Here is a 25,349-nt window from a genome sequence, read left to right as displayed (position 1 = left end):
CTTCCAGAATGGGTTTTTACCTTCCTTATTTTTAGGTAGTGCGGTTTCACACTACTTTTTTACACGAAAAACCGCGCCAAATCAACACTTTTATTTTTAAATTCTAAAAGTGGCAAACTCGGGAAGACCGGATATTCAACAAATCAAATATAGCCAAATTGAAAACGGAGAGTAAAAAACTCTCCGTTTTTTTTGCCCAAATAAATTTGCCGAATTCAACTTTATATCACCTCAACTATAATGCACTGGGTGAAATAAATCAGAAAAAAGCGGAACCAGACAATGGACATATTGTGTAGAAATTGTATGATACGGATATGAATGAAAGAATTTTAAAATGAAAAAAGCGGAGAAAAAAAAGGAGGTGAAAAAAATGAAAGTTTTAAAGATTTTAGTGCTGCTCATGATAATCGCAATAATATTTACAGTTGTATCGGCGGGAGGAGGCGGTGATATTAAAAAAGGGAAAGAACTTTTTAATGACCCTGGATTTGGCGGCGGCGCCGCGGGAAAGTCCTGCAACACATGCCATCCCGGCGGCAAAGGCCTGGAAAAAGTTCTCGACAAAAAAGAAATAAATTTAATGGGAAACAAACTTAAAAGCCTTGAAGAGGCCGTGAATATGTGCATAAAAAATCCCATGAAAGGCAAGGGTATTGACGTTAAAAGCGCCGAGATGGCAAACATTGTCGCGTATATCAAATCGCTGAAAAAACCGGCGGAAATGAAGCAGAAAAAAACCGGGGAAAAAGCATGGTAAATACGGGCTTTGCGTGGGGTTGAAAAAAGTCAAAAAAAAGTAGAACCAGGCAATTTACATATTTTTAAAAAAGTATATGATTGAAAATGACAAGAGACTTTAAGTGGTATCGGTAAATATAAAAGACAATACAGTTGAAAGCATAAAATTCGACAAGACAGGCAGAAACAGAAAAAATAATAAGGAGAAAAATGTTTATGCAGAAAAAGGTGATGATTATAGACGATGACAAGGGGTTTTTGGATGAAGCGAGTGAAACTTTGATTTTGGCGGGATATGATGTTGTTGTTGTTAATGACGCGGAAACGGCCGCTGATATGGTGGGCAGGGCGAAACCGGATGTGATTTTACTCGACATCAGGATGCCGGGAAGGAGCGGGTATGAAGTGGCAAGCGAGATAACAAGTCTGGCGGGGCACAATAATGCTATTATCGGCATGACAGGGTTTTACAGGGACAAGGATTTGATGCTCATGAATATCTGCGGTATAGGAAAATGTCTCAGGAAGCCGCTTTTTCCTTTAAATATGATTTATCATATCGAAGCGGCGATAAAATAGAAAAGTAAAAAGAAAGGAGAATTTGCTATGGCAAACTTAATTAAATGGAAACAGGGAAGAGATATATTTGATTTGAGGAGTGATATGAGGAATTTATTCAGTGATTTTTTTATGACAAAAAAAGGGAAGGAAATCGGTTTGGCGTCATGGATACCGCTGGTTGATATTGAAGAATCAAAAGACGAATTCACGATAAAAGCCGATATCCCGGGCGTGAAAAAAGACGACATAAAAATTTCCCTGCAGAACCACACGCTTATCCTGTCCGGGGAGCGAAAAGAGGAAAAAGAAGAGAAGAAGAAAGATTATGTGATGAAGGAAATGGGTTACGGGTCGTTTTACCGGAGTTTTGATCTGCCCTACTCCGTTAATCCAAAGGACATAAAGGCTTCTTATAATAACGGTATTTTGATGGTCAATATTCCTAAACGCGAAGAAGCGAAAGGAAAAGAGATAAAAGTAGAGGTCAAGTAAAAAACAGGATAATTCTATGAAGAGTTTAATAATAAAAAGCCTCCCAAAAGAAATTTTCAAGCGGGGCGCTTTTGCGGGTAACGAAGGACTGCTGGATAATTTGGAAAAAGCGCAAAAAGAAAAAAGAAACAGGGATGAAAGGCTGGTTACGGAAATAAAAGGATTACGCCTCTTTTTGTTAAAACTATGAATTAAATTAGTTAAATAAGGAGAATTAAAATGGCAAATTTAGTAAACTGGGTCCCCTCAAGAAGAATATCCGACTTAGTGGATGATATGAGTTTAATCAGGAATTTTTTTGCGCCTTCGGCGGAAATAAACTACGGCCTTGGGTCATGGATGCCGCCGGTTGATATTGAAGAAACTCTCAATGAGTATATTGTCAAAGCCGATGTCCCCGGGGTCAAAAAGGATGACATAAAAATCTCGCTGGAAAACGGCACTCTTACATTATCGGGTGAACGCAAAGAAGAAAAAGGGGATATGGTAAAGAATTTTCTGGTAAGAGAGAAAGATTACGGGTCTTTTTGCCGGAGTTTTGACCTGCCGTATTCGGTTAACATGCAGGACATAAAGGCTGTTTACGCGGACGGTGTTTTGACCATTAATATTCCAAAATCAGAAGAAGCAAAACCGAGGGAAATAAAGATTGAAGTTAAATGAGTCCGCCTAAGGCGGACGACGAAGGGTCAAAAAAAAAGGAGGCTGGGAATGGACAAGGTAAAAGAAGAATTAATTAAAATGCTTAACAGGGGGCTGGAGCTGGAACACGCGGCCAGGATCCAATACCTCGCGCACGCCGAGATGGTCCGTGGAATTAACGCTGAGAAGATTATTGAACGGCTTAAAGAGATTGCTTCTGATGAAGGCAAACACGAAGAGAAATTCAGGACACTTATAGCCGGTTATCTTGGAGGGGAGCCGGGCATGGGAATGTCAAAAACACAAGCGGCCAGGGAGCTACCGAAAATTCTTGAGATAAACCTTCAAAATGAAAAGGAGGCGGTTGATTTTTATAATCAGATTTATAAAAAGATCCGGGAAAACAGGGAAAATTTTAAATATGAATTTTCCACTTTAGAGCATGAAGTCAGGCATATTATCATTGACGAGGAAGAACATATTTCAGAGCTTTCTCTTCTTTTAGGATAACATAAATTTGCGGAGAGTTGCAATGGTTCAGATTTGTCGACTAAGGCTCGCGATTAAGTAACAAAATATATGCAAAAAAAGGCCGGCTGGGTAAAATCGGCTGGGAACGAGGCATCGCGCCCGTTAGCGGATTGGCAGTTACATATAATTTATCCAGATTCCAAATGGAAAATAAATGTGCCTGTCAGTGCGCCCTCTTTTTTGCGCAAAAGAACGTCGGAAAACAGGGAGCGTTTTTTCTGTTTTTTGATTTTATATAAAGTGCCGCCTAACGGGAGTTTATTTGCTTCGCCACTCTGTGAAAAAACCTGTTTTTGATAAAACAGGAAATATTGCTCTGGCAATTAGGCAAGCGAATAATTTATTCCGTTAGGCGGTATTTGAAAAGAGGGAAATAAAGAACTATGGAGGATGATATGGAAAAGAATTTTAAAAAAATCGTTTATACGGCAGTATTTTTATTGTTTACCGCGGCGGTATTCGCTGATGAGATGCGGGGAATGGGGCACGGCGAATATGGAGAAAAAGAGCATGAAGGGGGATTTCACGGGGGCGAATATCACAGGGGCATGTCGCCTTGCGGGATAGGGAAGGAAGTTATGATGCAAAAAATGCAGAAGATGCAAATGGACGAAAAAGAATGCATGAGCTGTATAAAAACAGAGATGGTGTTAAAAAACGCGAAAACACTGGAATTGACTGAAGACCAGGTCAGTAAAATGCGTGCGTTGAACAGTGATTGCAGCAAAAATAATATCAAAAACCAGGCTGAAATAGATTTGTTAAGGATTGATAAGAAAGATATGCTTATGAAAGATGAAGTTAACCTCGAAGATGTTAAGAAAATATTGAATAGAATAGCCGAGCTGGAAAGCGCGAATGATTTAAGCTGTATTGAAACCAATATAAAAATCAGGAAACTGTTAAATGAAAAACAAAATGAAAAGCTGAAGGAAATCAAGAAGAAAATGATGTAAATGAAGACACGACTTAGATTCAATGTATTTATTGAAGCTAAGTCGTAGTCTGAATTTACCCCGCACCAAAACCTTTCGACTTGGTGTAAGATAATTTTATTAATGTATTAGAGTTGAAAGAATCTACAATAGGCGGTTTGGTCATGTATCCCGAAAGAACGAGGGTGAAAAATAAGCAATGTTTTATAGGAGGACATTAGATGAGCGAGAATACATACAAAATGATTTCCCGGGACAGGGAAGAAAAGAAAATGAAAAAACGGCAGGAAATCAGAATGAGAAAAAAAATGGATTTTTTCAGGCAGAAAAAAAACTGGAGGAATATGTTCCTGGGTGTGCAGGAAATGGGGGAAGAAATATAATATATGCATCCATATTTAAAATACACGCTGATTTTAATATTTATAATTACGCCGCCTTTTAAAACATACGCTGTTGAATTTGAAGGAGGGGCGAGGACATATCTTGATATAAGGGAGGACGCGGAAAACAGGAAGATAGCGCCTGTTTATCAATATATCGATTTAAACATTGATAATATCGCGGAAAAAAATATATCTTTTTATCTCGGGGGATGGGCCAGGCAGGACCTGGCGGACAAAAGCTTCAATGACAAGAGGTTTGAAAGCGATCTTCAATACGGGTATCTAAGCCTGTCTGATGAAAAAAGGACCAGAAGGCTCGATGTGGGGAGGCTCGTTATTTTTGAGGGTGTTTCTTATGAAAGGGTTGACGGTGTTTACGGCCGCTCAAACCTGAAATATAATTTTTCTCTTTCGGCATACGGCGGGAGGCAGGCTAAAACTAATTTTGATGAAAGCGGAAACTATATTTTTGGCGGCAGGGTTTCAAAGGATTCAAGGGGCCTGTACAATTTAGGTGTTTCATACCTCCGGGAAAAAGATTACGGCGCGGATTTGCGCGACGAGGCATGCGCGGACGTGTGGTATCTACTGTTAAAAACAGTTGAACTGTCGGGGCGTTCGGTGATGAACCTCGAAAAATCGGACTGGAAGGAACATGCTTGTTACGCGGTACTTGGGCCTTTCAGCAAATTGCGCGTTATTTTGGACAGCCAGTGGATAAATTATGAATACTATTTTCTGGCTTTGACGTCGGAAGCTTTCAAATTACAACCCGGCATTATTACCCCGGGGGAGAAAGTCTTTATTCTGGGAGGGGAAGCTGAATATCCTGTTTCAGGGAATTTTTTAATTTCAGCCGGCTATAAAAATTACGATTATAAAATCTCGGGCAGGGCTGATTATTACGGCGGAAAAGGCAGATATTCGGTTTCTGACAGGTGGGGGATAGGTTCGGATATACACCGGATGGACAGCGGGAACGATGAAACAAGTTATTATGAGTCAAGGTTATTCGCTTTCAGGAATTTCGCGAAAATAAACGCCGTCATAGACCTTTTTAATGTTTCTTATGACAACAGGATCAATGATGTCAAAAACGCTTATTCGGGGACTATTGCCCTTGGGTATAAACTCAGGAGCAATATCCGTTTAAGTTCGGATCTTTCATATTCACACAATCCCGAATTCAACCGGGAAATAAGGTTGTTGTTTAAGTTTATTTACGGGTTTGATTTTGAAGAAGGAGAGGAAAAATTGTGATAAAGGCATTTATTAAACCGGTTTATTTTATTATTTTTTTAACGGCAATCGCGGGGATTTTTGCGTGCGCCGCTTCGGGAAGAACAGTAAAAGAACATCCTGAAAAAGTTACGGGACTTCCTGTCTGCGGAGACTGCCACGATGATGAAAGAAAAACATTAAACCATACACCGATTTTCAGCACAAGGCATAAAATTTACGCGAGACGGAACGTGCTTGTCTGCGGCATGTGCCATAAAGAATCGTTTTGTTCGGACTGCCACGCCCACAAGGAGGAAATAAACGCGGCCTATAAACATAAGGATTCACCGGCAAGGTTTTTCCCTCACCGCGGCGATTACCTGACACAGCATAAAATCGAGGGGCGTATAAATCCTGTTTCCTGCGTGAAATGCCACGGGCGCCAGAATAACGAAAGATGTAAATTATGCCACAAATGAAACATAATATAAAACGGGAAAAATCCGGTATCATAAAAATCTGTTTCCCGGCCGTTTCCATGATTTTTTTATTTCTTATATCATGCAGTAACAGAAACATGGATTCTGTTCTTAATCCGTCCACGGGAACGCATTACGGGAATTGGGTTGTTGACCATAGAATCAATTATCTTGGAAATAAAATCATCTGTACCGGGTGTCATGGAAGCGACCTGAAGGGCGGGACATCGGGTATCGGTTGTTTTTCAGCGGCTTCAGGAGAGGTAACGTGCCATCCGAAGGGCCCCCCGTCAAGGCACCAGGAAGGATGGCGAAGCCCAGCGAACCACGGCGCGTCGGCCAAGTCCGCTCCCGGTGTGGATCCCGGGAGCAGGACAGGTTTTGAACGGTGTAAGATGTGCCACGGCACTGATTTTTCAGGCGGAATAGCTCAAAGGTCTTGTTTTACCTGTCACGGTGTCAGCGCGCCTCACCCTAAAAAACCATGGAAGAATGACAGGAGGACGCATGTGAACACAGACACGGCCAATATGGTTGTTTGTTTGGCCTGTCACGCCGATGGAGCAAACTCTTCCCATAAACCGGACATACCCGCGCATGACGGGACCCCGCCGGGCTGTTATAACGGGACCCTTTGTCATTCGGAGGAACATAACGATGAATCATAAAAGCAAGGAGAAAAAATGGGTTACTCAAAAGAAAACATTAAAATAAACCGCAGGGATTTTCTGAAAGTAATGGTAACCGCTTTTATCGGGGTGCCGGTGTTTATGAAAATAATAGGATGCGGGAAAGATGAATACGGCTCAAATTCGACCCCGCCGGCGGATGAGTCGGGGTTCAGTCCGGTTTCTTCCGTGGATACCGGGCATTCTCATTTTGTCAGGATTTTATACGCGGATATTACAAATCCGCCCGCCGCCGGCGTGACATATACCAGTTCTTCATCAGGCCACACGCACACTATATTTCTGAGCCAGCAGCAGCTTACAGCGATTAACGCCGGTTCGACAGTAACCGTGGTTTCATCAGTTGACAGCGGCCATTCGCATAATTGGACGATCACAAAACCTTAGAGACTCTTAATCTGTTCAGAAAAGCAAGGACAAGGGTGTAGATTTTTATGACAAGGGAGACGCCGCTTCTAAACATCAAAGTGATGGAGCGGGTTTCTGTCTTTTTGGCAAAATGACCGAGACTTCTGTCCCCCTGTCCGGTTCACTTTCGATATTTATCGTGCCCGAGTGAAGGTTTATTATCTGGCAGCAAACGGCCAGTCCAAGCCCTGTCCCTTTGGATTTGGTTGAGAAAAACGGCTCGAATATTTTGCCTAAATTTTCTTTGCTTATTCCTACCCCGTTGTCTTTGATACGTATTTCCAGGGATTCGTTATTATCATAAGCTTTTATTTCTATCAGGCCGCCGGGGTGCGAAACTGCGTCATACGCATTGTTCAATAAATTAATAAATACTTCTTTTATCTGGAAAGGGTCGGATTCAATAAAAATATTTTTTATCGAATCAAACTCCTTTTTTATCAAGACTTTTTTACTGGTTTCTTTTTTAAAGTTCCTTACACATTCGCCAAGGACCTCGTGAAAATGCAGGTTTTCATAATTCGGCGGCCTGATTTTTGAATAAAAAAGCAGGTTGTTTATTATTTGTTCGCTTTCTATTATCTTATTTTGTATATTATTTAAGGAGCGTTCAACAGAAGGGTCCTGAATTTTTCTTTTGATATTATAGGTTGCCATCTGTATGGTATTCAAAGGGTTCCTAAGTTCATGGGCGACTGTCGCGGCGAGAGCGCCTATATCTGAAAGCCTCTTTGTTTTTTCAAGCTCTATCTGTGTTTTCATTAATTCCTGTGACCTTTCTTTGACCATTTTTTCAAAAGTTTCTTTGTCTCGTTTTAAAATTTCTTCCGCTTGTTTGCGTTCGGTGATATCTACCGAGAAACTTATCACCCCTATAATATTGCCGTTAGAATCACAGTAAGGAATCTTGTCTGTTTGAATGAAACGCGTCTTATTGTTAATCACCATGACTTCCGTGATATCCATCTTCGGTTTGCCTGATTTTATTACTTCTAAATCTTCCTTCCAGAAGGTTTCGGCCTGTTCATGCGTGTAAATGTCAAACAGGGATTTGCCTTCCAGCGCCTTTCTGGATATGCCTATCATTTTGCTGAAGGCTTTATTTACACGCAGCAGACGGTTTTGTTTATCTTTATAAAATATCCATGACGGGACGGAATCAAGAATAATCTGGAGTTCTTCACGTTGTTTGACAAGCATTTCTTCGTTATGCTTGCGTTCAATCGCGTAGCGTATACTGCGGGTGAGAATTTCCGTGTTTATTTTGCCCTTCACGAGGTAATCAGCCGCCTTGCCTTTTAAGGACTCTATCGCCAGGTTTTCGTCATCGGCGCCTGTCAGGACAATGACCGGGATTCCCGGCATCAGTTTTACAATTTCTATCAGGCCTTCCAGACTGCGGTTGTCAGGCAGGTTTATATCCAGCAACACAGTGTCGAAATGTCCTTCCCTGAGCTTTAAAATACCGCCGGCCAGGTCCCCCGCGTGGGTGATTTTAAAATACGGGGTTACGCACCCTTTGAGTATTTCCATGACCATCCTGATGTCCGCCGGGTTATCTTCGATAACGAGCAAATTAATGGTATCTTTTGCCATATGTTTTATTATAGAATCAAATTATCAATTGTTAATTATCAATTATTTTTATTCTACTCCTTCGGCGGGAGTTTCACTATCGTCAGCCAGAAATCCTGGACAGCCTTTGCCACTTTCACGAATTGCGCAAGGTCAATTGGTTTTGTGATATAACAGTTGGCGTGAAGCTTATATGACTTTATTATATCCTCTTCCGCCTTGGATACCGTAAGGACGACCACGGGGATCATTTTCAGTTTATCGCTTTCCTTTATTTCCCTGAGGACTTCCCTGCCGTCTATCCTGGGAAGGTTCAGGTCCAGCAATATAAGGTCGGGCCGGACCGCGTTTGAATATTTTCCCCGCCTGTGAAGAAAATCAAGCGCTTCTTCGCCGTCACTTACTACATGAACATTGTTGCATATTTTCTCTTCTTTTAATGTCTCAATCGTAAGCCTCACATCAGCCGGGTTGTCTTCCACGAGAAGAATTTCTATCGGATTAACATGATTTTCGTTCATTGTTTACTGCCTCCTTATATTTAACTGTTTAAACCGCTTGAACCGTTTGAACGGTTTAAACGGTTTCTTGTTTATTTGCCGGTATCGTAAAATAAAATGTTGAACCTTTTCCAACCTGTGATTCCACCCAGATACGGCCGCCGTGCGTCTCCACAATTTTTTTGCAAATTGAAAGGCCTATGCCTGTTCCAGGGTATTTGTCCCTGCCGTGGAGGCGCTGAAATATTAAAAATATTTTATCCCTGTATTTCTCATCGATTCCTATGCCGTTATCCCTGACTGAAAACAGCCATTCATTTACGTGTTTTTTAGCGCTGATATGTATATGAGGCGCATTTTTTCCCCGAAACTTTATGGCGTTCGAAATAAGGTTCTGAAAAAGTTGTATAAAATTACTTTCACTGCATACTGATACAGGCAGCGGGTCATTGGTTATAACAGTTCCTGTTTCCTCTATGACAGAGCTTAAAATCGTGACGACTTTGCCGAGAACAGAATTGCAGTCAACATCCTCTTTCAGCGTGTCAACCCGGCCTATACGGGAGTAAGCAAGAAGGTCCACAATAAGTTTTTGCATGCGGCCCGCGGCGTCCGTTATAAAGTTGATAAAATCATCCGCGTCCGAATCAAGTTTTGTTTTATACCTCTGCGATAACAGTTGGGAATAACTCGACATTGTTCTCAGCGGTTCCTGCAGGTCGTGGGAGGCGACATAGGCGAATTGCTCAAGGTTTTCATTAGCGCGTTTAAGCGCGTCTTCCGATTTTTTTCTTTCTGTAATATCGTGCACCATTCCCACCGACCGGATAATTTTCCCGGACGCGTCCCTGATATGTTCGCACTTTTCATGGACGAAGCGGATTTCCCCGTTTGATTTTTTTACAATCCTGTGCTCAATTTCATAAGTGTCCCTTCCTTCGCGAATGGAACCGGAATACGCGGCATCAACCGCGGCGCGGTCGGCGGGATGGACCGCGTCAAGAAAAGCCTCGTAAGTTGCCGCGAATTCCCGGGGCTTAAAGCCGAAGATTCTATATACTTCATCCGACCATGAGAGCCGGTTGTTTACGATGTCCAGTTCCCAGCCGCCGAGATGTGATATTTCCTGCGCCCTGTTTAACCTTTTTTCGCTTTCGAGAAGCGCCGCGGCACGCTCTTTCACGCGCTGTTCCAGGGTCTCGTTGATTTTTTTAAGCGCCTCCTGCGCCTTTTTTATATCGGTAATGTCTATACCCATTTCCAGGATAAGAGTGGAACCATCTGAGTCTGTAAAAGGGTAATCATAAATATCATAATTGCGGTTATCAGGCCCTGTCCATTCCCAGTGATGGGGGGCATTGGTTTTAAGGACTGAATAAGTTTCACAAATTTCACAGGCTTCAGACCGGTTAAAAAGGTATTCAAAACAGCGCTTCCCGCGCGATTCTCCAAACCGCTCGCGGAAAAACCTGTTCGCGAAAGGCACATGATAATCTTTTGTAAGAAGAACAACATAAATCGGTAACGTCTCAAGTACATTATATAACCGTTGACGTTCAGTTCGTATTGCCTGGTTACGCGCGGTTTCAATTTGGCTATTTCGCAGCAACTGTTCCGCTTTTTTACGCTCGGTGATGTCTTGTATAAAAGCAACCATCAGTCCGCCTTCAACATTCAGGTAAGTGGTGCTGATTTCAATTTCAAAGAATGTGCCGTCCTTGCGGCGGTTCCTGCGTTCAAAACGAAGATGGCCTTTTTCACGGACTGAATTTATCTGCGCGAGGACCTCTTCGGGTTTTTCGTTCGCTTCAAAATCCTTTATACGCATTTTAAGAAGTTCATCTTTACTGTATCCTGTCATCAGGCAATACGCGTCATTGACCTCCAGGATTTTTCCTTCCATATCGCTCAGCACATACCCCGATTGTGAAGTCTGAAGGATAGTTGAATATTTAAGCGCCGCGAGTTTCAATGACTCTTCCAGCTTTTTACGCGTGGCGATTTCCCTGTCCAGTTCATCGCGCGAGGCGATTGTTTTTTTTAAATCGCTGGTCATCTTATCAAATGCCCTCGAAAGCTGGCCGATTTCATCTTTCGAATTATCAGAAACTTTATAATCTAAGTTTCCTCCTCCGATTATCTCAGCACCTATGGACAGCCTTTTTATAGGTCCTGATATGGAGCGGGCAATGGGAAACGCCATAACAACGCCTAAAACAAAGATTATGGCGAGAATTACTATTGTGGTGTTTCGTAGATTTACGGCGTCCGCGAACGCTTCATCGGCATCGATTTTTGACACTATTCCCCAGTCAAGGGCCGGAATATGCCTCCACGCCGCGATGACTTTTTTACCGCGGTAATCGATTAACCGGCCTGAACCGAATTTTCCCTTGACCGCTTCCTGGATGGGTCCGCCGAGCGCTTCTCCCACCCGGATCTGTCTTGTAATGGCCGCTTGCATGTCATGCCGTAAAGGGTTTAAAAATACCACATGATTATTTATTTTCTTCCCGATTAAAGTCTCGCCTGTGTTACCCAGCCCTGTCACGTCCCGGATTATTTCATACATGGGAGCCATGTCCACTTCAAAAGCGATGACCCCGGCAAAGCCGCCGTCAAGGTCCCGGGCGGGGGCGGTGACAAGCATCGCCGGTTTTCCGCTTTCCGTTTTGCTTAAAAACATGTCTGAAAAATAAATTTTATTTTTTCCCTCTGTGAAAGCTTTTTCATAATTGACGGAAAATGGTTCTGAAATTTCTTTTGCGTGGTGTTTAATACTGCTTGTGTATATAATCCTGCCTTCATTATCGATCAGCATAATATCAAAAAGGCGTAAAATTGATTGTATATGCCTTAATTGTTCATCCAGCGTTTTTTTCGCGGAGATTGGCTCGGGAGCGGACGGATTGTCATAAAACCGGGAAAGAACAGGAATGTTTTTCCTGATGTTGTAAAAGCTCTGCGCTATTTCCATTTCCGACTTCAGCCTTCCAAAATATGTTTCGATTTTATCCGTTTTGAAGGCGACAATATCTTCCAGCTGGATTAACCTGTTGGCCTCCAGCGAATTTTTATAATTATTGAAGGTCAGGACGCTGATAAATAGCAGGGGAACGGACGCGACAACCACAAATGTGATAATAAGTTTTGACCTGATAGACATAGTAATCCTGTTTTTCCTGTAATTTAACTAAATTTCATTTTCTCAAAAGAACAGGCAGGTGTCAACTAAAATTTCAAATTTTGCATTACGGGAAAAAGTCAATAAAAAGCAGATTCAGCCAATAGATATTAATTAATTTTCCTTGTAATATTTTATTTAATTAATAATCAGAATTAAGGAAAAGGAGGTGCGTTATTATGGCAAAAAAATATAATTCTGGAGAGAAGGACCTGACTCCTGAAGAATTAAATCAAAAGATCAGGGAGGTCGCCTATCGTCTTTATGAAAAAAGAAACTACATAAACGGCAGTGAAATGAATGACTGGATTGAAGCAGAGAAGATAGTAAAGAGAAAAAAACATAACCATTCAATATCTTTCAGATAAGCATGATTAATAGTTGTAAAAGACGGAAAAAAGTCAATATAAAGTAGAAGCGGACAATTGAATCGATACCCTGGAATTGATAAAGTAAAAAGCGTATAAAAACGGAGAGCCTGTAATGAATTTCGCGATCGCGGATAAAATTCTTTACGACCATAGAATTCCTCCCAGGGGTTCTGTTATAGAAAATTACAGTTTTGTGGTTCCTGAGAATACAGTTTTCCCGCTTGAAATTGAAGTTGTTTTAAAGTACCGCACCGCCTCCCCGGACTTTGTAAAAAAGCTTTTACCTGATAAGGCTAAAGACATAGAAATTCCCATTATCGATATGGCAACTATGACAGGAAAAATAGATTTATAAAATAGAAAGAAATCCGGGGGAAATGGTTTAAAGTTTAAAAATTTCCTTCAGTTTTCTTGTCTGGATGCGGCTGACCGGAATTTCATTTTGTTCATTGTCATTTATTTGTAAAATATAAGTGCTGCCGAAAAACGGCACTATTTCTTTTACATAGTTGAGGTTAACAAGGTATGTCCTGTTGGCCCTGAAGAAAAAATACGGTGTCAACCGTTCTTCCAACTGGCTCAGGTTGAGGTTTGTCGTATATTTATCCGGGCCCGCTTTTATAAATACCAGTCCGTCCTTGACAAACGCGTATTTTATGTCTTCTATTTTTAATATGGCAAGTTTTTTCCCTTTATGCGCGAGAAGCCTTCCAAATTTCTGCTGTTCGGGCTGGGCCCTGGATTGCAGGGAAAATTTCTTGACAATTTCACCGTGATAAATACGTTTTATTTTATCTATGGCCTGCTTGATTCTTTTTTCATCAAATGGTTTTAAAATGTAGTCTATCGCATCAACCTCATAGGCGGGAATAGCATGTTCGTCATATGCCGTGACGAATATTATCAGGGGTGTGTAATCAGCGATTTTGCTTATTTTTTTGGCGGCATCAATGCCGTTAATCCCGGGCATATGAATATCAAGAAACAATATGTCATAGTCGTTCTTTTTAAGCAATTCAAGTGTTTCACTGGCATTGTTGGCTTCGGAGATTTCCCCTATTTCGGGTATTCGTTCAAGAATGAAATGCAATTCATCCCTTGCCGGTTTCTCATCATCAACGATTAACGCTCTTATATCCATATTTTTTCCTATTTAATCGGTATCCTGAGAATAATCTTTGTCCCCTTGTCGACTGCGCTTTCAATCCTTGGTTCATATTCGTTTCCATAAATTGTTTTCAATCTTTCATATACGTTATTTATCCCTAAACCCGTTCCGCGGCTGGGATCAAAGGTATTAAGTTTATCTTTTTCCGGCATCCCGACACCGTCGTCCTGGATAGTAATTTTTATTTCACTGTTTCCCCTTTGCGTGGTGATACTTATTATATTCTTATCGGGTTTTTTTTCAATATCTCTATAGTCAAACCCGTGTTTCAGCGAATTTTCGATTAAAGGCTGTAAAATAAGGACAGGGACCTTATAAGGCAGTGTGTCCGGGTCAATTTTTTTTTCAATCACGAGCGATTTGCCGAATCGCGCCTTTTCAAATGATAAATAATCATCGATGTATTCCAATTCTTCTTCAAGTGAAATAAAATTTTCATGCTGTTTAAGGCTTTTTCTGAAAAACTGGGAGAATTTAATTAAAAGCGTTCTCGCCTCTTCCGGTTTAGTCCTGTAGAAACTTGCTATTGTGTTTAATGTGTTAAAAAGAAAATGAGGGTTAATCTGCGCCCTGAGCGCTTTTAATTCAGCCTCGGTTTTTAACTGGTTTAGAATTTCAAGTTCCGCGAGTTCCGTCTGTATGCTCAAAAGCTGGGCGAGATGTATAGCCAGGTTGATTTTACTCGGCGTGATCCTTGACAGGTCTGTTTGATAAATTTTTAAAGTCCCGATAACTTCAGTGTTGCTTTTTAAGGGTGCGATTACAGCGCCTGACAGGGGGCAGTTTTCAATCGGGCATCCGATTTCCTGTTTATTGCCTATTACTTTTATTTCTCCCGTATCGATTACTTCGCGGGTGGCCTTGGTTAAAATGGATTCACCGACATGGTGGTGGTCCGCGCCGGTCCCTTCATACGCTAAAATTTTTTTACAATCGGTTATCGCCACAGCGGAAACATCTGTGATTTGCAGAATTATTTTCGCTGTTTTTTTGGCTGTTTCCTGGTTTAATCCAAGCCTCAGGAACGGCAGTGTCTGCCCCGCGATTTCCAGTGTCCTGTGGGATTGGATGGCTTCCTGGTGTTCATAGGAAATTTCAATATTGCTCAGTATTTCGTTTATAATTATGAGACCGATGAAAAGGGAAAGGCCGAACGGAAGGAGTTGTAATTTAACTTCATTAATAATATCTTCCGGTTTGCGGCCGAATGAAGAAAAAGTTATAAATAGTATAAAACAAAAATAAACCAAACTTCGTTTTTGCCAGGTGATTTTTGGATAGAAAATCTGCCTGAAAAACTCAACCTGGCTGACGGCGTAAAAAACAAGCATTATCAGGGCGGCCCTGGCTATTAACGCGTAAAATTGTTCAAAAAACATTTTATTATTTCCCCCAAAAAGGCAAAGATTTAATTGAAGGCAAATAAAATTTTATAATATCGTTATAAGAAGCGAAGAAGAGAAGAAAAAGCAAAAGGGCCCAGCCGACTTGCTGGGCAATCAGCTGGTGTTTCAGCTTAACGGGGCTTCCTTTTATTTTTTCAATAAGCAGGAATAAAATAACCCCGCCGTCCAGCGGAGGTACCGGGAAGAGGTTAATTATTCCAAGATTAATACCCAATAATGCGGTAAAAAACAGGAGGTTAATAAATCCCTGTTTCGCCTGTTCACCGGTTATTTTAATAATGCCGAGAGGCCCGGCAACTTCTGCTTTTATTTTTCCCGCGATCATAAGGTAAATGCCTTTTATTATGCTTGTCCCGATTACCCATGTCTGCTCCAACGCCTTGGCGGCCGCTGTCATGAGCCCGTATCTTTCCTTGACAAAATCATAGGATGAACTGATTCCAATTATACCAATATTGGTTTTTCCCTGTGTTTCAGGGGTAATTTCCAATTCAATATTAACAGTGTCTCTTTCAATTGTAAGCATGAGGGGTTTGCCCGCGCTTTCTTGGATAATTTTTGTCATTTCATCCCATTTCCACAAAGGTTTTTTGTCTATGGCGGTTATTCTGTCGTTTGGTTTTATTCCCGCGCGTTCCGCGGGGCTGTTTTCCATAACAGTGCCTATTTTAGTTGTAAGAGTGGGGACCCCTGTAATAAATATGAGCAAAAAAATAACAGTTCCTAAAAAAATATTTGCGATAGAACCCGCTATAATAATTAATGAACGTTTTATTTTTGTCTGATTGTTGAAGTTCCTGGGGTCGTCATTTTTAATTTCCGGGTCCGGATTTTCTTTCAGCATTTCCTCAACATCCTCGCCGGCCATTTTTACATAACCCCCGATTGGAACAGCGGAAATCCTGTATTCGGTTTCGCCGCGGGTAACCCCGAAAACTTTAGGGCCCATGCCGATAGAGAAAATGTCGACTTTCACATTTAGCTTTTTAGCCGTGATAAAATGCCCGAGTTCATGTATTAATACAAGAATCCCAAGTACGAATATTGTAGAGATTAGAGTTAAAAGCATAATTTTTCAGATTCCTTTCTAGCCCATGAATCAGCATTTAATATTTCTTCCAGGTCAGGATTGGAAACAGTATCATGTTTTTCAGTTACTATTTTTATTATCCTGCTGATGTCAGTAAACTTTATTTTATTTTTTAAAAAATAATTAACGGCGGTTTCATTGGCCGCGTTTAAAACTGCGGGCATTGTTCCTCCTGTTAACCCCGCCTTATAAGCATAAGAGAGACAAGGGAATTTTTCCATGTCCGGTTCCCGGAAAGACAAATTTTTAACTGAATTTATATTGAACGGCGGAAAATGTCCTTTTTTCCTTTCAGGATAAGTTAAAGCGTATTGTATCGGGATACGCATATCCGTTTTGCTTAAAACCGCCATAAAATTTCCATCGATTAATTCAACTACTCCATGGACTATGCTTTCAGGATGAATCAATACCTTTATTTTATCAAAATTTAAGTTAAAAAGATATTTTGCTTCTATAACTTCAAATCCTTTGTTCATTAATGTCGCGGAGTCAACCGAAATTTTTGCCCCCATTTTCCACCGCGGGTGATTTATAGTTTCTTTCGGGGACACATCTTTCAGCTTTTTTTTATCGAGGTCCAGGAACGGCCCGCCGGAAGCAGTTAGGATTATATTTTTGATGTATTTTTTATTGACATTTTCCATGCATTGAAATATAGCGTTATGTTCACTGTCAATCGGGATTAGTTTGACATTTTTCTTTTCAGCCTTGTTTAAAATCAGGCTGCCGGCCATGACAAGCGTTTCTTTATTGGCCAAAGCTATGTCTTTGCCCGCTTCAATCGCTGATACAGTGGGAATTAACCCCGCGGCCCCCACTATTCCCGAAACAACAAGATTTGCTTTTTCGAAGGAAGCGACTTTTATTAATCCTTCAATCCCTTTAACTACTTCTGTTTTTTGGCCTTTTAACACGGATGACACAAATTCAGCTTTTTCATTATCCATGACGGCGACAATTTCAGGCCTGAATTTCATTGCCTGCCGGATCAGAAGCTCGGCATTTGTATTAGCTGTGAGCCCCGCTACCTTAAAATCATCAGGGGCATTTTCAATAACGTCTAATGTCGATGTGCCTATCGAACCGGTTGAACCCAGTATTGTGATATGTTTCATTTATTTACCTGTATCTTTCATTTACAATTAACAATTAGCTATTGACAATTGGAAATTATATTTATGAATTGTCAATTGTTAATTATCAATGCTCAATTGAAAATTTAATTCTTTATCTCTCCAGCACCAGTTTTACATAATAATAAAATCCGGGTATAGTGAAAAACAAGCTGTCAAACCTGTCCAGAACACCTCCATGCCCCGGTATTAAATTGCCCGAGTCTTTTATGCCGGCTTTTCGTTTCAGGGCGGATTCAAAGAGGTCGCCCATTTGCGCTATTACGCTGAAAATAATTCCAATGATAAAACATTGGATTATTGTGAATGCAGGGACAAATGCGGGCCGGGCCAATAAAGTTATTAACACGGCGCCGGTAATTCCCGCGACAGCCCCTTCTATTGTTTTATTCGGGCTTATGGCCGGGGCCAGTTTATGTTTTCCGTAATTTACACCTATAAAATACGCGGCGGTATCCGTTATCCAAACAAGCAGGAAGATGAAAAACACATATTTGGCCCCAAGTCCCGGGATATTTCTTAAAAAAAGAAGATGCGCGAAAAAATAAGTTATATATATATTCCCGAAGCTTGTCAATAAAAAATAATTATTGTTTGTTTTTTCACGGTGTAAAACCCGGATTATTCCTGATGACGCGAGAAGCACTATAAAAAAAATATTGAAAAACAGAAAGTTATTTTTTAACGCAAAATAACACAAGATAAATGAAAAACCGGCAAAAATTTTAAAATCAATTTTTAAAGGCAGTTTTTCCATGTTGTAATATTCTTTCATGGCAATTGTTATGACCGCGCATGTGAAAATCGCAAGTAACGCCGGGCTGTAAAAAATTACAGATGTAAGGACGGGGATGGCGATTATCCCTGTAATTACACGCTCTCTAAGCATTTTTCTCCCTCGTGTATTTTCCCAAAACGGCGTTTCCTTTTTTGATAATCAAGAATTGCTTCAAGTAAATGAATTCCCCTGAAATCAGGCCAGAGAACATCTGTTATCCAGATTTCCGTATATGCGATCTGCCAGAGCATGAAATTGCTTATCCTGTATTCACCGCTTGTCCGGATTAAAAGGTCTGGTTCCGGAAGGCCGGAAGTATAAAGAAAACCATTAAAACTTTCTTCGTCAAATTCTTTCAAGTTAAAGCCAGGGGACTCATTTTTTTCGATAATTTTTCTTACAGCTTCCAATATGTCCACCCGCCCGCTGTAATTAAGAGCGAGATTCAAAACCAGGCCCGTGTTGTTTTTTGTTTTTTCAATGGCGCTGTATATTTCCTGCTGGGCGAACAGCGGCAATTCCTGTATCCGTCCGATAGTCATTATTCGGACATTTTTTTTATGGAGTTCTTTGATTTCATTTCTTAAAAAAGTTTTTAGCAGTTTCATCAAAGAGTTGACCTCGTTTTTCGGCCTGTGCCAGTTTTCGACGGAGAAGGCGTAAAGGGTCAAAACCTGTATGCCAAGGTCGGAAGACAATTTTATTATGTCTTTAATGGCCTCGATCCCTGCCTTGTGCCCTATGACGCGGGGCAGGCCTTTTTGCCTGGCCCATCGTCCGTTGCCATCCATAATGATGGCAATATGCCGGGGCATTTTCCCCGGGTTAATAAGTTTTAATAAATTTTCTTCTTTCACCCCGCCCTTCCTTTTGTAGTTATTATCTAAACTGATTTTTGTTCCCACCTTCCTTGTTATCCTCAGGAAGGGCTGGGTTCTTCAGGGTTTTTTTAGAATTCCATTATTTCTTTTTCTTTGATTTGCAGGAGCTGGTCGATTTTTGAAATAAAGTTATCAGTTGTTTTTTGTATTCTGTCCTGGTCCCGTTTTGAATCATCTTCAGAGATTTCATGGTTTTTTTCCGCGTGCTTAATTTTTTCATTAGCGTCCCTGCGGATATTCCGGATGGCTACTTTACAGTCCTCAGACATTTTTTTTACATGTTTGACAAGGTCCTTTCTCCGCTCTTCTGTCAATGGGGGAAGATTTAACCTGATATTTTGACCGTCAACGACCGGATTAATTCCAATGTCGGATTTATTTATTGCTTTCTCAATTTCCGGGATTGCCGTTTTGTCCCAGACCTGTATGAGAATCTGTCTTGATTCAGGAATACTTATGGACGCAATTTGTTTTAAAGGGGTGGGAGTTTCATAATAGTTTACCATTATTCCATCGAGAAGCGCGGTCGATGCGCGTCCGGTCCTTATTGACGCAAGATCCCTTCGCAATGTTTCGATGGTCTTATTCATGTGGTCTTCCATGTTCTGGTAAATTTTTTTCTCCTCCATGATATCTCTCCTTCAATGAGCACATCGTTTATGAAGCACGAAGTGCGAACAGAAATGATAGTGCGAATTGAACCCCGCACCAAACCGCCTGTTAGTATTAAATAAACCTTTATACTATAATTTCAACACTTCTACCAAATATTTTCCTCTCACCAAATAGAAGGTTTTGGTGCGGGGTAAATTCGACTATACAATTTAAACGCATATTAATTTGTTAAATTGTAGTCTCATTTACTTTACTGTTGTTCCCACCTTTTCCCCCTGTATTATTCTTTTGATTACATCTTTTTCATTCATATTAAAAACATTTATGGGGATTTTATTATCCATGCAAAGGGTTATTGCCGTGCTGTCCATGACTTTTAACCTTTTCTTAATGACATCGATATATGATAATTCATCATATTTTTCAGCGTTCGGGTTTATTTTAGGGTCGTCAGTGTAAACCCCGTCAACCTTTGTGGCTTTAAGTATTACGTCCGCGCATGTTTCTGCCGCGCGAAGCGCCGCGGTAGTATCTGTTGTAAAATAGGGGTTGCCTGTTCCGCCCGCGAATATCACAATACGTCCTTTTTCAAGGTGCCTTATGGCCCGCCGGCGTATATAAGGTTCCGCGATCCGGGGCATTTCAATCGCTGTCATTACACGGGTGAATGTCCCTATATTTTCCAGCGCGCTTTGAAGCGCCAATGCGTTGATTACCGTGGCCAGCATTCCCATGTAGTCGGCGGATGTCCTGTCCATCCCGTTTTTCGTTGCGGGCATACCCCGGAAAATATTCCCCCCGCCTATGACAATGGCAATTTCCACCTTTAATTCCTTGACCCCTTTTATCATTTGGGCTACTTTTTCAATTATTTCAAAGTCTATCCCGCTTCCCTGCGAAGGGCACAAGGATTCGCCGCTTAATTTAAGAAGGATCCTTTTATATATAGGTTTAATGGTATTAGGCATCTGTTAACTCCAAATTTAAGTTTCCTCTTTCTTTGTGTCTTTTTATTTATCTTCTTCCTTCCGCACTCCCGATCTTCCGTACTCTATGCTCTTTGCGCCATGCCCTATGCTTTCTTATTCTCCCAGCCTGAAACGGACAAATCTCCGGATAACGATATTTTCTCCCAGTTTCGCAATCCGTTCGGTTAAAAGATTTTTGATAGAAATCTCCGGGGTTTTTACAAAAGGCTGTTCCATGAGGCATATTTCAGCGCAGTATTTATCTATTTTCCCGGGTAGAATTTTTTCAATAATATTATCAGGTTTCTTTTGCTCCTTTAACTGGTATGTATAAATCTCTTTTTCTTTTTCAAGTATTTCAGCCGGGATATCTTCTCTTCGGACATATAAAGGATTAGAAGCCGCGATATGCATGGCGATGTCCTTCGCGAACGACTGGAAATCATCGGTTTTTGCCACAAAATCCGTTTCACAGTTTATTTCAAGCAGGACCCCCAGTTTCCCGCCCGGGTGAATATAAGAAATAATAGTGCCGTCTTTGGTAATTCTTCCTTCTTTTTTCATCGCTGTATCAACACCTTTTTTTCTTAATATCTCAACCGCCTTTTCAAGTGAGCCGTTTGCTTCTTCAAGCGCTTTTTTACAGAGCATCATACCCGCGCCTGTTTTTTTCCTTAATTCATTGACATCGTTAGCTTTTATTTCCATTTTTCCTCCTTCAATGAGTAGATGATTTATAAAGTTTACTGGCTTTATAAATCATAGGACAAAGTCCGTCTGCGAATTGAATCCCGCACCAAACCGCCTATTAGTAGAAAGTTAACTCTTGCACTATAATTTCAACACTTCTACAAAACATTTCCCTTACAGCAGACAGAAGGTTTTGGTGCGGGGTAAATTCAATCTACAACTTAGCTTCGGTTTATTACTTGCCAAGTTGTGATTTCATGTATTCTATCAAAATTTTGGTTTTTGTCAAGGTTTATGGTGTAATTTTTAATAGAGGCGAGGTTTCCTCGCCCTCATTTTATATTTATTTCCAAAAAAAGTAGACACAACAAAGAATAAGTGATAATATGAAACAGAAGCGGTTTAATTGTAAATTGAACCGGTTATTTTATTAAAAATCTACCTGTCAGAAATGATAGGTGACAACTGGAAGAAATATAGATATAATACCAATATTTTTTAACGAATAAAAATGCGAAGGATAAAGGCGGGATGAAGATAGGAAAGGTTTTAAGGGAATTTCGGGCAAGAGAAAGATTAACCTTGAATGATTTGGCGCAAAGGACAGGGTTAACTACGAGTTTTCTTTCACAAGTTGAGAGGGATTTGGCCTCACCTTCGGTTAGTTCCCTGGAGAAAGTCGCGGAGGCTTTGAATACGAAGGTATCTTGTTTGTTTGAAGGAATGGAAACAAGAGGATTGATTTTTATTAAAAAAGGTTCTCATAAAATACCGGTTGTTGAAAAGAATAAGATAATTTGTGAATCACTGGCACCAAATTTTTTGAACATAAAAATGCAGCCTCATATTTTTACCCTGGGAGCAGGCGCTGAACTTCAAAAAGAATTGGTTTATCCTGAAGGGGAGAAATTCGGGATGATCCTTAACGGCCGGATAGAATTTATTTGCCAGGATGAAAAATTTATTTTTAGAACAGGTGATAGTTTCTATTGCGCCTATGCACAAAAGGTTAGAAAGGCAATAAACATCGGCAAAAAAGAGGCTAAACTTTTCTGGATTATCTTTGCTTTAACCTGATTAGGAGTCTATTTATGGAAAGAAAAGCAGAACAAAAGAAATCCGTTCCCATCAAAAAAAGGGAGTCGTTACGTTTAAAAGAGAATATTTTTATATGCGGCCGTTTAAACTCAAATCCCACACCCACACACACAGAATTTAAAGCAATTACTGGAGATATAAGCTCTAATGGATTAATGTTTGAGTTTGAAAAAGAAATTCCTCTCAGGAGCAAGTTGGAAGTTTATATCTATCAGCCCATTTCCTTTGATAAGAAAATGCTTTTTTTTATTCCGGTTTTTGCGAGGACCGCATGGATAAAACAAATAGAAAAAGATAATTTTGAAGAGGGAGAAAACAGATATAAAGTGGGAATAGAATTTTTGAGAATTAAAGATGATGACCGGGAAAAAATAACACGTTTTATTAGTGGAAAAAGAAAATAGCCTCTAAATTTTTTGTTTGTAAGTTTAATTTATACTTAACAAAAATTAAGTAATACTTAAATGAAAAATAAAAATAGAAAAAGCGGAATTAATATTATTGGAGATATCCCGTGGGGAACACATATTTGCCAATTTTACCGGACAAGGGAAGATTTAATTGATATTCTGGTTCCTTATTATAAAGCGGGATTGGAAAATAATGAATTCTGTATATGGATTGTTTCCGAACCTTTAAGAATTGAAGAAGCAAAAGAAGCCATGCGGAAAGAAGTAGTGAATTTAGATGACTATTTGAGAAAAGGACAGATCGAGATAATTGATGCTGTCGAGTGGTATGCCGGATCAGGAAGATTCAGTATGGATATGGTATTAAAAAACTGGGCGGAAAAAGAACAACAGGCTGTAGAGAAAGGCTTTGACGGTATTCGCGCCAGCGAGGATACGTTTTGGCTGGAGAAAAACGACTGGCCTGATTTTATCAATTATGAAAAAAAGGTAAATAAGGTAATTGATGAATCTATGATTATTGCTATTTGTACGTATTCTCTTGATAAATGCGGACATGGAGAAATTATAGATGTGGTTTCAAATCATCAAATTATCATTATTAAAGAAGACGGCGAATGGAAACGCATTGAAATATCGTCCCTGAAAGAGTCTAAAGAAAAACTGGAAAACCAAAAATTGGCTTTAGAACAAAAAAATTTAGCCCTTAAGGAGGTGATAGAACATGTTGATAGGACAAAAAATAAGTTAAAGGAAAATATTTCAATCAACGTGAGTGAAACAATATTGCCGGTTTTAGAAAGGCTGAAAACAAAAGGCGTGTCTTCAAAGCACGTTGACGTGCTTCATCGTTATCTGGAAGAGTTAACATCTTCGTTTGGTTCTAAAATAACACAAAAAAGTTTCAGCCTGACACCCAGGGAAATTGAAATTTGCAATATGATAAGAAAAAATTTTAACAATAAAGAAATCTGCGATTTTCTGAATATATCACTCCAGACAGTTGAAATGCACCGCAAAAATATAAGAAAAAAATTAAACATATCTAATAAAAATATTAATTTAACCTCTTATCTGCAAGGAATGTAATCTGTAATTTTAGCCCGGACATGGCTGGAACCAAAAGAAGTTTTAGGAACAGGCAAAAAATAATTGTTTAAAATGTCATTTTCTTTCTTTAGAAGTATTTTTAGGATGGTCTTCCTTATAAGAAAGAATGAATGCCCATATACCTAATAATAATAATCCAATCAATATTATGTAACCGCCTATCACTGTGCCCCCCCATTTTATTTTGGTGGTATTGTATAGAATCCAATTGTCATTATCAATATTACCACTATTATTATAAATATACTACTTTGAATTGTAAGTGTACTGGTTAAAAAATTACCGATAAGTCCAACAGTAGCAAGATATTTACCAATATCCATTAATACTTTACCTAATTCTTTTCTTCTATCTTCATGTTTCATATTAGTGTAATGTCTTTTTAGGATGGTCATCTTTGTAAGCAATAATAAAGAATATTAATGCTATTATGACCGCTCCTGCGAGCATGATATAAAACGATTCCATCTTTTTATCCCTATGATCATTTCACCTATTTTTGTTCTTCGTTTGTCATGTATCATATTATTTATATCAAAATCACTCTACCAAAAATCATAAGTGATGTCAAGTGCGAAAATAAGCAGGGTATTTTTGTACCCAGTAGATACCTGCTAAATTACCGTTGACTGTTTTCCACCGATGTATTAATCTTAACATCAGAAGATGTTATCGTATATCTTATCCTGATAAATTTAATTGTAAACATAAACACTTTTTTATGTACCGGTAAAATGCAAAACAACAAAAAAAATATGTTCGGGACAAGTAATGTAACAGAGAAAACAGGAATATCTCCTGAAAGACTGCGGTATTGGGAGAGGCTTGGTATTATTAACCCGGTGTATATTCAATGCGGAAAAAGAAAATTCCGAAGATATTCCGAAGAGGATATTCATAGGGCTGTTTTAGTTAAAGTGTTAGTGGATACTGAGAAATATTCTCTCGAGGGCGCGGTAAGAAAATTGGAAGATGAGAAACAAGATGGATAATGCCAAAAATAAAATTATGAACTCCGAAAAGAGAAAAGGGAGTTCGAATGGAAGGAGGTGATTAATATGGCAGTAGAAAAAGCGATTGGTTCCTCCAGTTTGGTCGAAGTTGTTGACCGAATTCTGGACAAAGGCGTAGTGGTCGATGCGTGGGTAAGAGTATCCTTAGTCCTAAAACAAGCGAGTTTTTTTAAGCGCGACTTAAAGTTAATCGGCAGCCATGGAAAATCTTTATTTTCGCTCTATTCGTCCATATAAAATTTATTTTTTGTTTCGTTAAACTGGGAAAATA

32 protein-coding genes and 1 pseudogene are annotated in these 25,349 nt (G+C 39.8%); 20 read left to right on the top strand and 13 right to left on the bottom strand.

What is annotated here, in order from left to right:
* Window positions 1-373: 373 nt before the first annotated feature.
* The 13 genes from AB1498_05970 to AB1498_05910 all read left to right on the top strand — a co-directional run bounded on the left by AB1498_05970 (window position 374) and on the right by AB1498_05910 (window position 7,064).
* On the top strand, window positions 374-760 hold the full coding sequence (locus tag AB1498_05970; GenBank protein MEW6087834.1) for a hypothetical protein: 387 nt from the start codon (window positions 374-376) through the stop codon (window positions 758-760).
* A gap of 103 nt (window positions 761-863) precedes the next feature.
* Entirely contained in the window at window positions 864-989 is a 126-nt protein-coding gene (locus tag AB1498_05965) for a hypothetical protein (GenBank protein MEW6087833.1), read from the top strand.
* Window positions 958-1,320 carry a response regulator gene (locus tag AB1498_05960; GenBank protein ID MEW6087832.1) on the top strand — a complete coding sequence of 121 codons (363 nt, stop codon included), beginning with the start codon at window positions 958-960 and terminating at the stop codon, window positions 1,318-1,320. Before AB1498_05965 ends, AB1498_05960 begins: the two co-directional genes overlap by 32 nt.
* Before the next feature lie 27 nt (window positions 1,321-1,347).
* Window positions 1,348-1,794 (top strand): Hsp20/alpha crystallin family protein, encoded by a 447-nt coding sequence (locus AB1498_05955; GenBank protein ID MEW6087831.1) that lies wholly within the window; start codon window positions 1,348-1,350, stop codon window positions 1,792-1,794.
* A gap of 16 nt (window positions 1,795-1,810) precedes the next feature.
* The gene (locus AB1498_05950) at window positions 1,811-1,984 is read left to right on the top strand and encodes a hypothetical protein (GenBank protein ID MEW6087830.1); all 174 of its coding nucleotides are present in this window, start codon (window positions 1,811-1,813) and stop codon (window positions 1,982-1,984) included.
* 29 nt (window positions 1,985-2,013) lie between these two features.
* Window positions 2,014-2,457, top strand: a complete 444-nt coding sequence (locus AB1498_05945; GenBank protein ID MEW6087829.1) for an Hsp20/alpha crystallin family protein — start codon at window positions 2,014-2,016, stop codon at window positions 2,455-2,457.
* A 48-nt stretch (window positions 2,458-2,505) separates the two neighbouring features.
* On the top strand, window positions 2,506-2,946 hold the full coding sequence (locus AB1498_05940) for a ferritin-like domain-containing protein (protein MEW6087828.1): 441 nt from the start codon (window positions 2,506-2,508) through the stop codon (window positions 2,944-2,946).
* A 416-nt stretch (window positions 2,947-3,362) separates the two neighbouring features.
* Window positions 3,363-3,923 (top strand): hypothetical protein, encoded by a 561-nt coding sequence (locus AB1498_05935; protein MEW6087827.1) that lies wholly within the window; start codon window positions 3,363-3,365, stop codon window positions 3,921-3,923.
* A 200-nt stretch (window positions 3,924-4,123) separates the two neighbouring features.
* A complete protein-coding gene (locus AB1498_05930; GenBank protein ID MEW6087826.1) occupies window positions 4,124-4,285 on the top strand; it encodes a hypothetical protein in 162 nt (53 codons plus the stop codon).
* A gap of 3 nt (window positions 4,286-4,288) precedes the next feature.
* The gene (locus AB1498_05925; protein MEW6087825.1) at window positions 4,289-5,548 is read left to right on the top strand and encodes a hypothetical protein; all 1,260 of its coding nucleotides are present in this window, start codon (window positions 4,289-4,291) and stop codon (window positions 5,546-5,548) included.
* Window positions 5,545-5,988 (top strand): cytochrome C, encoded by a 444-nt coding sequence (locus AB1498_05920; protein MEW6087824.1) that lies wholly within the window; start codon window positions 5,545-5,547, stop codon window positions 5,986-5,988. The genes AB1498_05925 and AB1498_05920 overlap by 4 nt, the downstream gene beginning before the upstream one ends.
* Window positions 5,976-6,656 (top strand): hypothetical protein, encoded by a 681-nt coding sequence (locus tag AB1498_05915; GenBank protein ID MEW6087823.1) that lies wholly within the window; start codon window positions 5,976-5,978, stop codon window positions 6,654-6,656. Before AB1498_05920 ends, AB1498_05915 begins: the two co-directional genes overlap by 13 nt.
* Window positions 6,657-6,671: 15 nt before the next feature.
* The gene (locus AB1498_05910) at window positions 6,672-7,064 is read left to right on the top strand and encodes a hypothetical protein (GenBank protein MEW6087822.1); all 393 of its coding nucleotides are present in this window, start codon (window positions 6,672-6,674) and stop codon (window positions 7,062-7,064) included.
* Window positions 7,065-7,139: 75 nt separating this feature from the next.
* Here the strand turns inward: AB1498_05910 and AB1498_05905 are convergent, their stop codons facing one another.
* Genes AB1498_05905 through AB1498_05895 form a run of 3 tightly spaced genes read right to left on the bottom strand, consistent with a single transcriptional unit; the run spans window position 7,140 to window position 12,326 of the window.
* Window positions 7,140-8,681, bottom strand: coding sequence for an ATP-binding protein (locus AB1498_05905; GenBank protein ID MEW6087821.1), 1,542 nt, complete (start codon window positions 8,679-8,681; stop codon window positions 7,140-7,142).
* A 53-nt stretch (window positions 8,682-8,734) separates the two neighbouring features.
* The gene (locus AB1498_05900; GenBank protein MEW6087820.1) at window positions 8,735-9,181 is read right to left on the bottom strand and encodes a response regulator; all 447 of its coding nucleotides are present in this window, start codon (window positions 9,179-9,181) and stop codon (window positions 8,735-8,737) included.
* 55 nt (window positions 9,182-9,236) lie between these two features.
* Window positions 9,237-12,326: a PAS domain S-box protein gene (locus AB1498_05895; protein MEW6087819.1), complete on the bottom strand. Its 3,090-nt coding sequence runs from the start codon at window positions 12,324-12,326 to the stop codon at window positions 9,237-9,239.
* A 197-nt stretch (window positions 12,327-12,523) separates the two neighbouring features.
* On the opposite strand from AB1498_05895, the gene AB1498_05890 reads away from it, so the two are divergent.
* On the top strand, window positions 12,524-12,712 hold the full coding sequence (locus AB1498_05890) for a DUF2934 domain-containing protein (protein MEW6087818.1): 189 nt from the start codon (window positions 12,524-12,526) through the stop codon (window positions 12,710-12,712).
* A 115-nt stretch (window positions 12,713-12,827) separates the two neighbouring features.
* Window positions 12,828-13,070, top strand: a complete 243-nt coding sequence (locus AB1498_05885) for a hypothetical protein (GenBank protein ID MEW6087817.1) — start codon at window positions 12,828-12,830, stop codon at window positions 13,068-13,070.
* A 27-nt stretch (window positions 13,071-13,097) separates the two neighbouring features.
* Here AB1498_05885 and AB1498_05880 read toward each other — a convergent pair whose 3' ends face one another.
* The 9 genes from AB1498_05880 to tsf form a co-directional block, all read right to left on the bottom strand.
* Window positions 13,098-13,856: a LytTR family DNA-binding domain-containing protein gene (locus AB1498_05880; GenBank protein ID MEW6087816.1), complete on the bottom strand. Its 759-nt coding sequence runs from the start codon at window positions 13,854-13,856 to the stop codon at window positions 13,098-13,100.
* An 8-nt stretch (window positions 13,857-13,864) separates the two neighbouring features.
* Window positions 13,865-15,262, bottom strand: coding sequence for a histidine kinase (locus AB1498_05875; protein ID MEW6087815.1), 1,398 nt, complete (start codon window positions 15,260-15,262; stop codon window positions 13,865-13,867).
* A gap of 4 nt (window positions 15,263-15,266) precedes the next feature.
* A complete protein-coding gene (gene rseP, locus AB1498_05870; protein MEW6087814.1) occupies window positions 15,267-16,358 on the bottom strand; it encodes an RIP metalloprotease RseP in 1,092 nt (363 codons plus the stop codon).
* A complete protein-coding gene (locus AB1498_05865) occupies window positions 16,349-17,497 on the bottom strand; it encodes a 1-deoxy-D-xylulose-5-phosphate reductoisomerase (protein ID MEW6087813.1) in 1,149 nt (382 codons plus the stop codon). Before AB1498_05865 ends, rseP begins: the two co-directional genes overlap by 10 nt.
* Window positions 17,498-17,609: 112 nt before the next feature.
* Window positions 17,610-18,404: a phosphatidate cytidylyltransferase gene (locus tag AB1498_05860; GenBank protein ID MEW6087812.1), complete on the bottom strand. Its 795-nt coding sequence runs from the start codon at window positions 18,402-18,404 to the stop codon at window positions 17,610-17,612.
* On the bottom strand, window positions 18,386-19,198 hold the full coding sequence (locus AB1498_05855; GenBank protein ID MEW6087811.1) for an isoprenyl transferase: 813 nt from the start codon (window positions 19,196-19,198) through the stop codon (window positions 18,386-18,388). Before AB1498_05855 ends, AB1498_05860 begins: the two co-directional genes overlap by 19 nt.
* A gap of 44 nt (window positions 19,199-19,242) precedes the next feature.
* Window positions 19,243-19,803, bottom strand: coding sequence for a ribosome recycling factor (gene frr, locus AB1498_05850; protein ID MEW6087810.1), 561 nt, complete (start codon window positions 19,801-19,803; stop codon window positions 19,243-19,245).
* A 231-nt stretch (window positions 19,804-20,034) separates the two neighbouring features.
* Complete coding sequence (gene pyrH / locus AB1498_05845; protein ID MEW6087809.1) at window positions 20,035-20,757, bottom strand: UMP kinase; 723 nt, start codon at window positions 20,755-20,757, stop codon at window positions 20,035-20,037.
* A gap of 114 nt (window positions 20,758-20,871) precedes the next feature.
* The gene (gene tsf / locus AB1498_05840) at window positions 20,872-21,465 is read right to left on the bottom strand and encodes a translation elongation factor Ts (protein ID MEW6087808.1); all 594 of its coding nucleotides are present in this window, start codon (window positions 21,463-21,465) and stop codon (window positions 20,872-20,874) included.
* Window positions 21,466-21,978: 513 nt separating this feature from the next.
* On the opposite strand from tsf, the gene AB1498_05835 reads away from it, so the two are divergent.
* From AB1498_05835 to AB1498_05825, 3 genes are read left to right on the top strand one after another with little or no spacing between them, the layout of a single operon-like run.
* Window positions 21,979-22,524, top strand: a complete 546-nt coding sequence (locus tag AB1498_05835; protein ID MEW6087807.1) for an XRE family transcriptional regulator — start codon at window positions 21,979-21,981, stop codon at window positions 22,522-22,524.
* A gap of 14 nt (window positions 22,525-22,538) precedes the next feature.
* The gene (locus tag AB1498_05830) at window positions 22,539-22,949 is read left to right on the top strand and encodes a PilZ domain-containing protein (GenBank protein MEW6087806.1); all 411 of its coding nucleotides are present in this window, start codon (window positions 22,539-22,541) and stop codon (window positions 22,947-22,949) included.
* A 60-nt stretch (window positions 22,950-23,009) separates the two neighbouring features.
* Window positions 23,010-24,044 carry an MEDS domain-containing protein gene (locus AB1498_05825; GenBank protein ID MEW6087805.1) on the top strand — a complete coding sequence of 345 codons (1,035 nt, stop codon included), beginning with the start codon at window positions 23,010-23,012 and terminating at the stop codon, window positions 24,042-24,044.
* Between the two features lie 200 nt (window positions 24,045-24,244).
* Here AB1498_05825 and AB1498_05820 read toward each other — a convergent pair whose 3' ends face one another.
* Window positions 24,245-24,430: a hypothetical protein gene (locus AB1498_05820; protein MEW6087804.1), complete on the bottom strand. Its 186-nt coding sequence runs from the start codon at window positions 24,428-24,430 to the stop codon at window positions 24,245-24,247.
* A 369-nt stretch (window positions 24,431-24,799) separates the two neighbouring features.
* Here AB1498_05820 and AB1498_05815 point away from each other — a divergent pair, with 369 nt between their 5' ends.
* Together AB1498_05815 and gvpJ are read left to right on the top strand one after the other, a co-directional pair.
* Entirely contained in the window at window positions 24,800-25,057 is a 258-nt protein-coding gene (locus AB1498_05815) for a MerR family transcriptional regulator (protein MEW6087803.1), read from the top strand.
* A gap of 66 nt (window positions 25,058-25,123) precedes the next feature.
* Window positions 25,124-25,228: pseudogene (gene gvpJ / locus AB1498_05810) on the top strand (gas vesicle protein GvpJ).
* Window positions 25,229-25,349: the final 121 nt, after the last annotated feature.

It is taken from the genome of bacterium, assembly GCA_040754625.1.
GTDB lineage: Bacteria > JACRDZ01 > JAQUKH01 > JAQUKH01 > JAQUKH01 > JAQUKH01.
Note: the sequence above shows the minus strand (reverse complement) of the source record. Positions and strands in the feature narration are given on the sequence as shown.

Bases quoted from the DNA above. Each gene is read 5' to 3' on its own strand.
- AB1498_05950 (MEW6087830.1), top strand. From the start codon at position 1,811: ATGAAGAGTTTAATAATAAAAAGCCTCCCAAAAGAAATTTTCAAGCGG.
- AB1498_05915 (MEW6087823.1), top strand. From the start codon at position 5,976: ATGCCACAAATGAAACATAATATAAAACGGGAAAAATCCGGTATCATA.
- AB1498_05835 (MEW6087807.1), top strand. From the start codon at position 21,979: ATGAAGATAGGAAAGGTTTTAAGGGAATTTCGGGCAAGAGAAAGATTA.
- AB1498_05875 (MEW6087815.1), bottom strand. From the start codon at position 15,262: ATGTTTTTTGAACAATTTTACGCGTTAATAGCCAGGGCCGCCCTGATA.
- frr (MEW6087810.1), bottom strand. From the start codon at position 19,803: ATGGAGGAGAAAAAAATTTACCAGAACATGGAAGACCACATGAATAAG.
- AB1498_05935 (MEW6087827.1), top strand. From the start codon at position 3,363: ATGGAAAAGAATTTTAAAAAAATCGTTTATACGGCAGTATTTTTATTG.
- AB1498_05880 (MEW6087816.1), bottom strand. From the start codon at position 13,856: ATGGATATAAGAGCGTTAATCGTTGATGATGAGAAACCGGCAAGGGAT.
- AB1498_05820 (MEW6087804.1), bottom strand. From the start codon at position 24,430: ATGAAACATGAAGATAGAAGAAAAGAATTAGGTAAAGTATTAATGGAT.
- AB1498_05945 (MEW6087829.1), top strand. From the start codon at position 2,014: ATGGCAAATTTAGTAAACTGGGTCCCCTCAAGAAGAATATCCGACTTA.
- AB1498_05955 (MEW6087831.1), top strand. From the start codon at position 1,348: ATGGCAAACTTAATTAAATGGAAACAGGGAAGAGATATATTTGATTTG.
- AB1498_05940 (MEW6087828.1), top strand. From the start codon at position 2,506: ATGGACAAGGTAAAAGAAGAATTAATTAAAATGCTTAACAGGGGGCTG.
- AB1498_05930 (MEW6087826.1), top strand. From the start codon at position 4,124: ATGAGCGAGAATACATACAAAATGATTTCCCGGGACAGGGAAGAAAAG.
- AB1498_05830 (MEW6087806.1), top strand. From the start codon at position 22,539: ATGGAAAGAAAAGCAGAACAAAAGAAATCCGTTCCCATCAAAAAAAGG.
- AB1498_05970 (MEW6087834.1), top strand. From the start codon at position 374: ATGAAAGTTTTAAAGATTTTAGTGCTGCTCATGATAATCGCAATAATA.
- pyrH (MEW6087809.1), bottom strand. From the start codon at position 20,757: ATGCCTAATACCATTAAACCTATATATAAAAGGATCCTTCTTAAATTA.
- AB1498_05865 (MEW6087813.1), bottom strand. From the start codon at position 17,497: ATGAAACATATCACAATACTGGGTTCAACCGGTTCGATAGGCACATCG.
- AB1498_05900 (MEW6087820.1), bottom strand. From the start codon at position 9,181: ATGAACGAAAATCATGTTAATCCGATAGAAATTCTTCTCGTGGAAGAC.
- AB1498_05925 (MEW6087825.1), top strand. From the start codon at position 4,289: ATGCATCCATATTTAAAATACACGCTGATTTTAATATTTATAATTACG.
- AB1498_05825 (MEW6087805.1), top strand. From the start codon at position 23,010: ATGAAAAATAAAAATAGAAAAAGCGGAATTAATATTATTGGAGATATC.
- AB1498_05885 (MEW6087817.1), top strand. From the start codon at position 12,828: ATGAATTTCGCGATCGCGGATAAAATTCTTTACGACCATAGAATTCCT.
- AB1498_05895 (MEW6087819.1), bottom strand. From the start codon at position 12,326: ATGTCTATCAGGTCAAAACTTATTATCACATTTGTGGTTGTCGCGTCC.
- rseP (MEW6087814.1), bottom strand. From the start codon at position 16,358: ATGCTTTTAACTCTAATCTCTACAATATTCGTACTTGGGATTCTTGTA.
- tsf (MEW6087808.1), bottom strand. From the start codon at position 21,465: ATGGAAATAAAAGCTAACGATGTCAATGAATTAAGGAAAAAAACAGGC.
- AB1498_05905 (MEW6087821.1), bottom strand. From the start codon at position 8,681: ATGGCAAAAGATACCATTAATTTGCTCGTTATCGAAGATAACCCGGCG.
- AB1498_05815 (MEW6087803.1), top strand. From the start codon at position 24,800: ATGCAAAACAACAAAAAAAATATGTTCGGGACAAGTAATGTAACAGAG.
- AB1498_05910 (MEW6087822.1), top strand. From the start codon at position 6,672: ATGGGTTACTCAAAAGAAAACATTAAAATAAACCGCAGGGATTTTCTG.
- AB1498_05860 (MEW6087812.1), bottom strand. From the start codon at position 18,404: ATGCTTAGAGAGCGTGTAATTACAGGGATAATCGCCATCCCCGTCCTT.
- AB1498_05890 (MEW6087818.1), top strand. From the start codon at position 12,524: ATGGCAAAAAAATATAATTCTGGAGAGAAGGACCTGACTCCTGAAGAA.
- AB1498_05960 (MEW6087832.1), top strand. From the start codon at position 958: ATGCAGAAAAAGGTGATGATTATAGACGATGACAAGGGGTTTTTGGAT.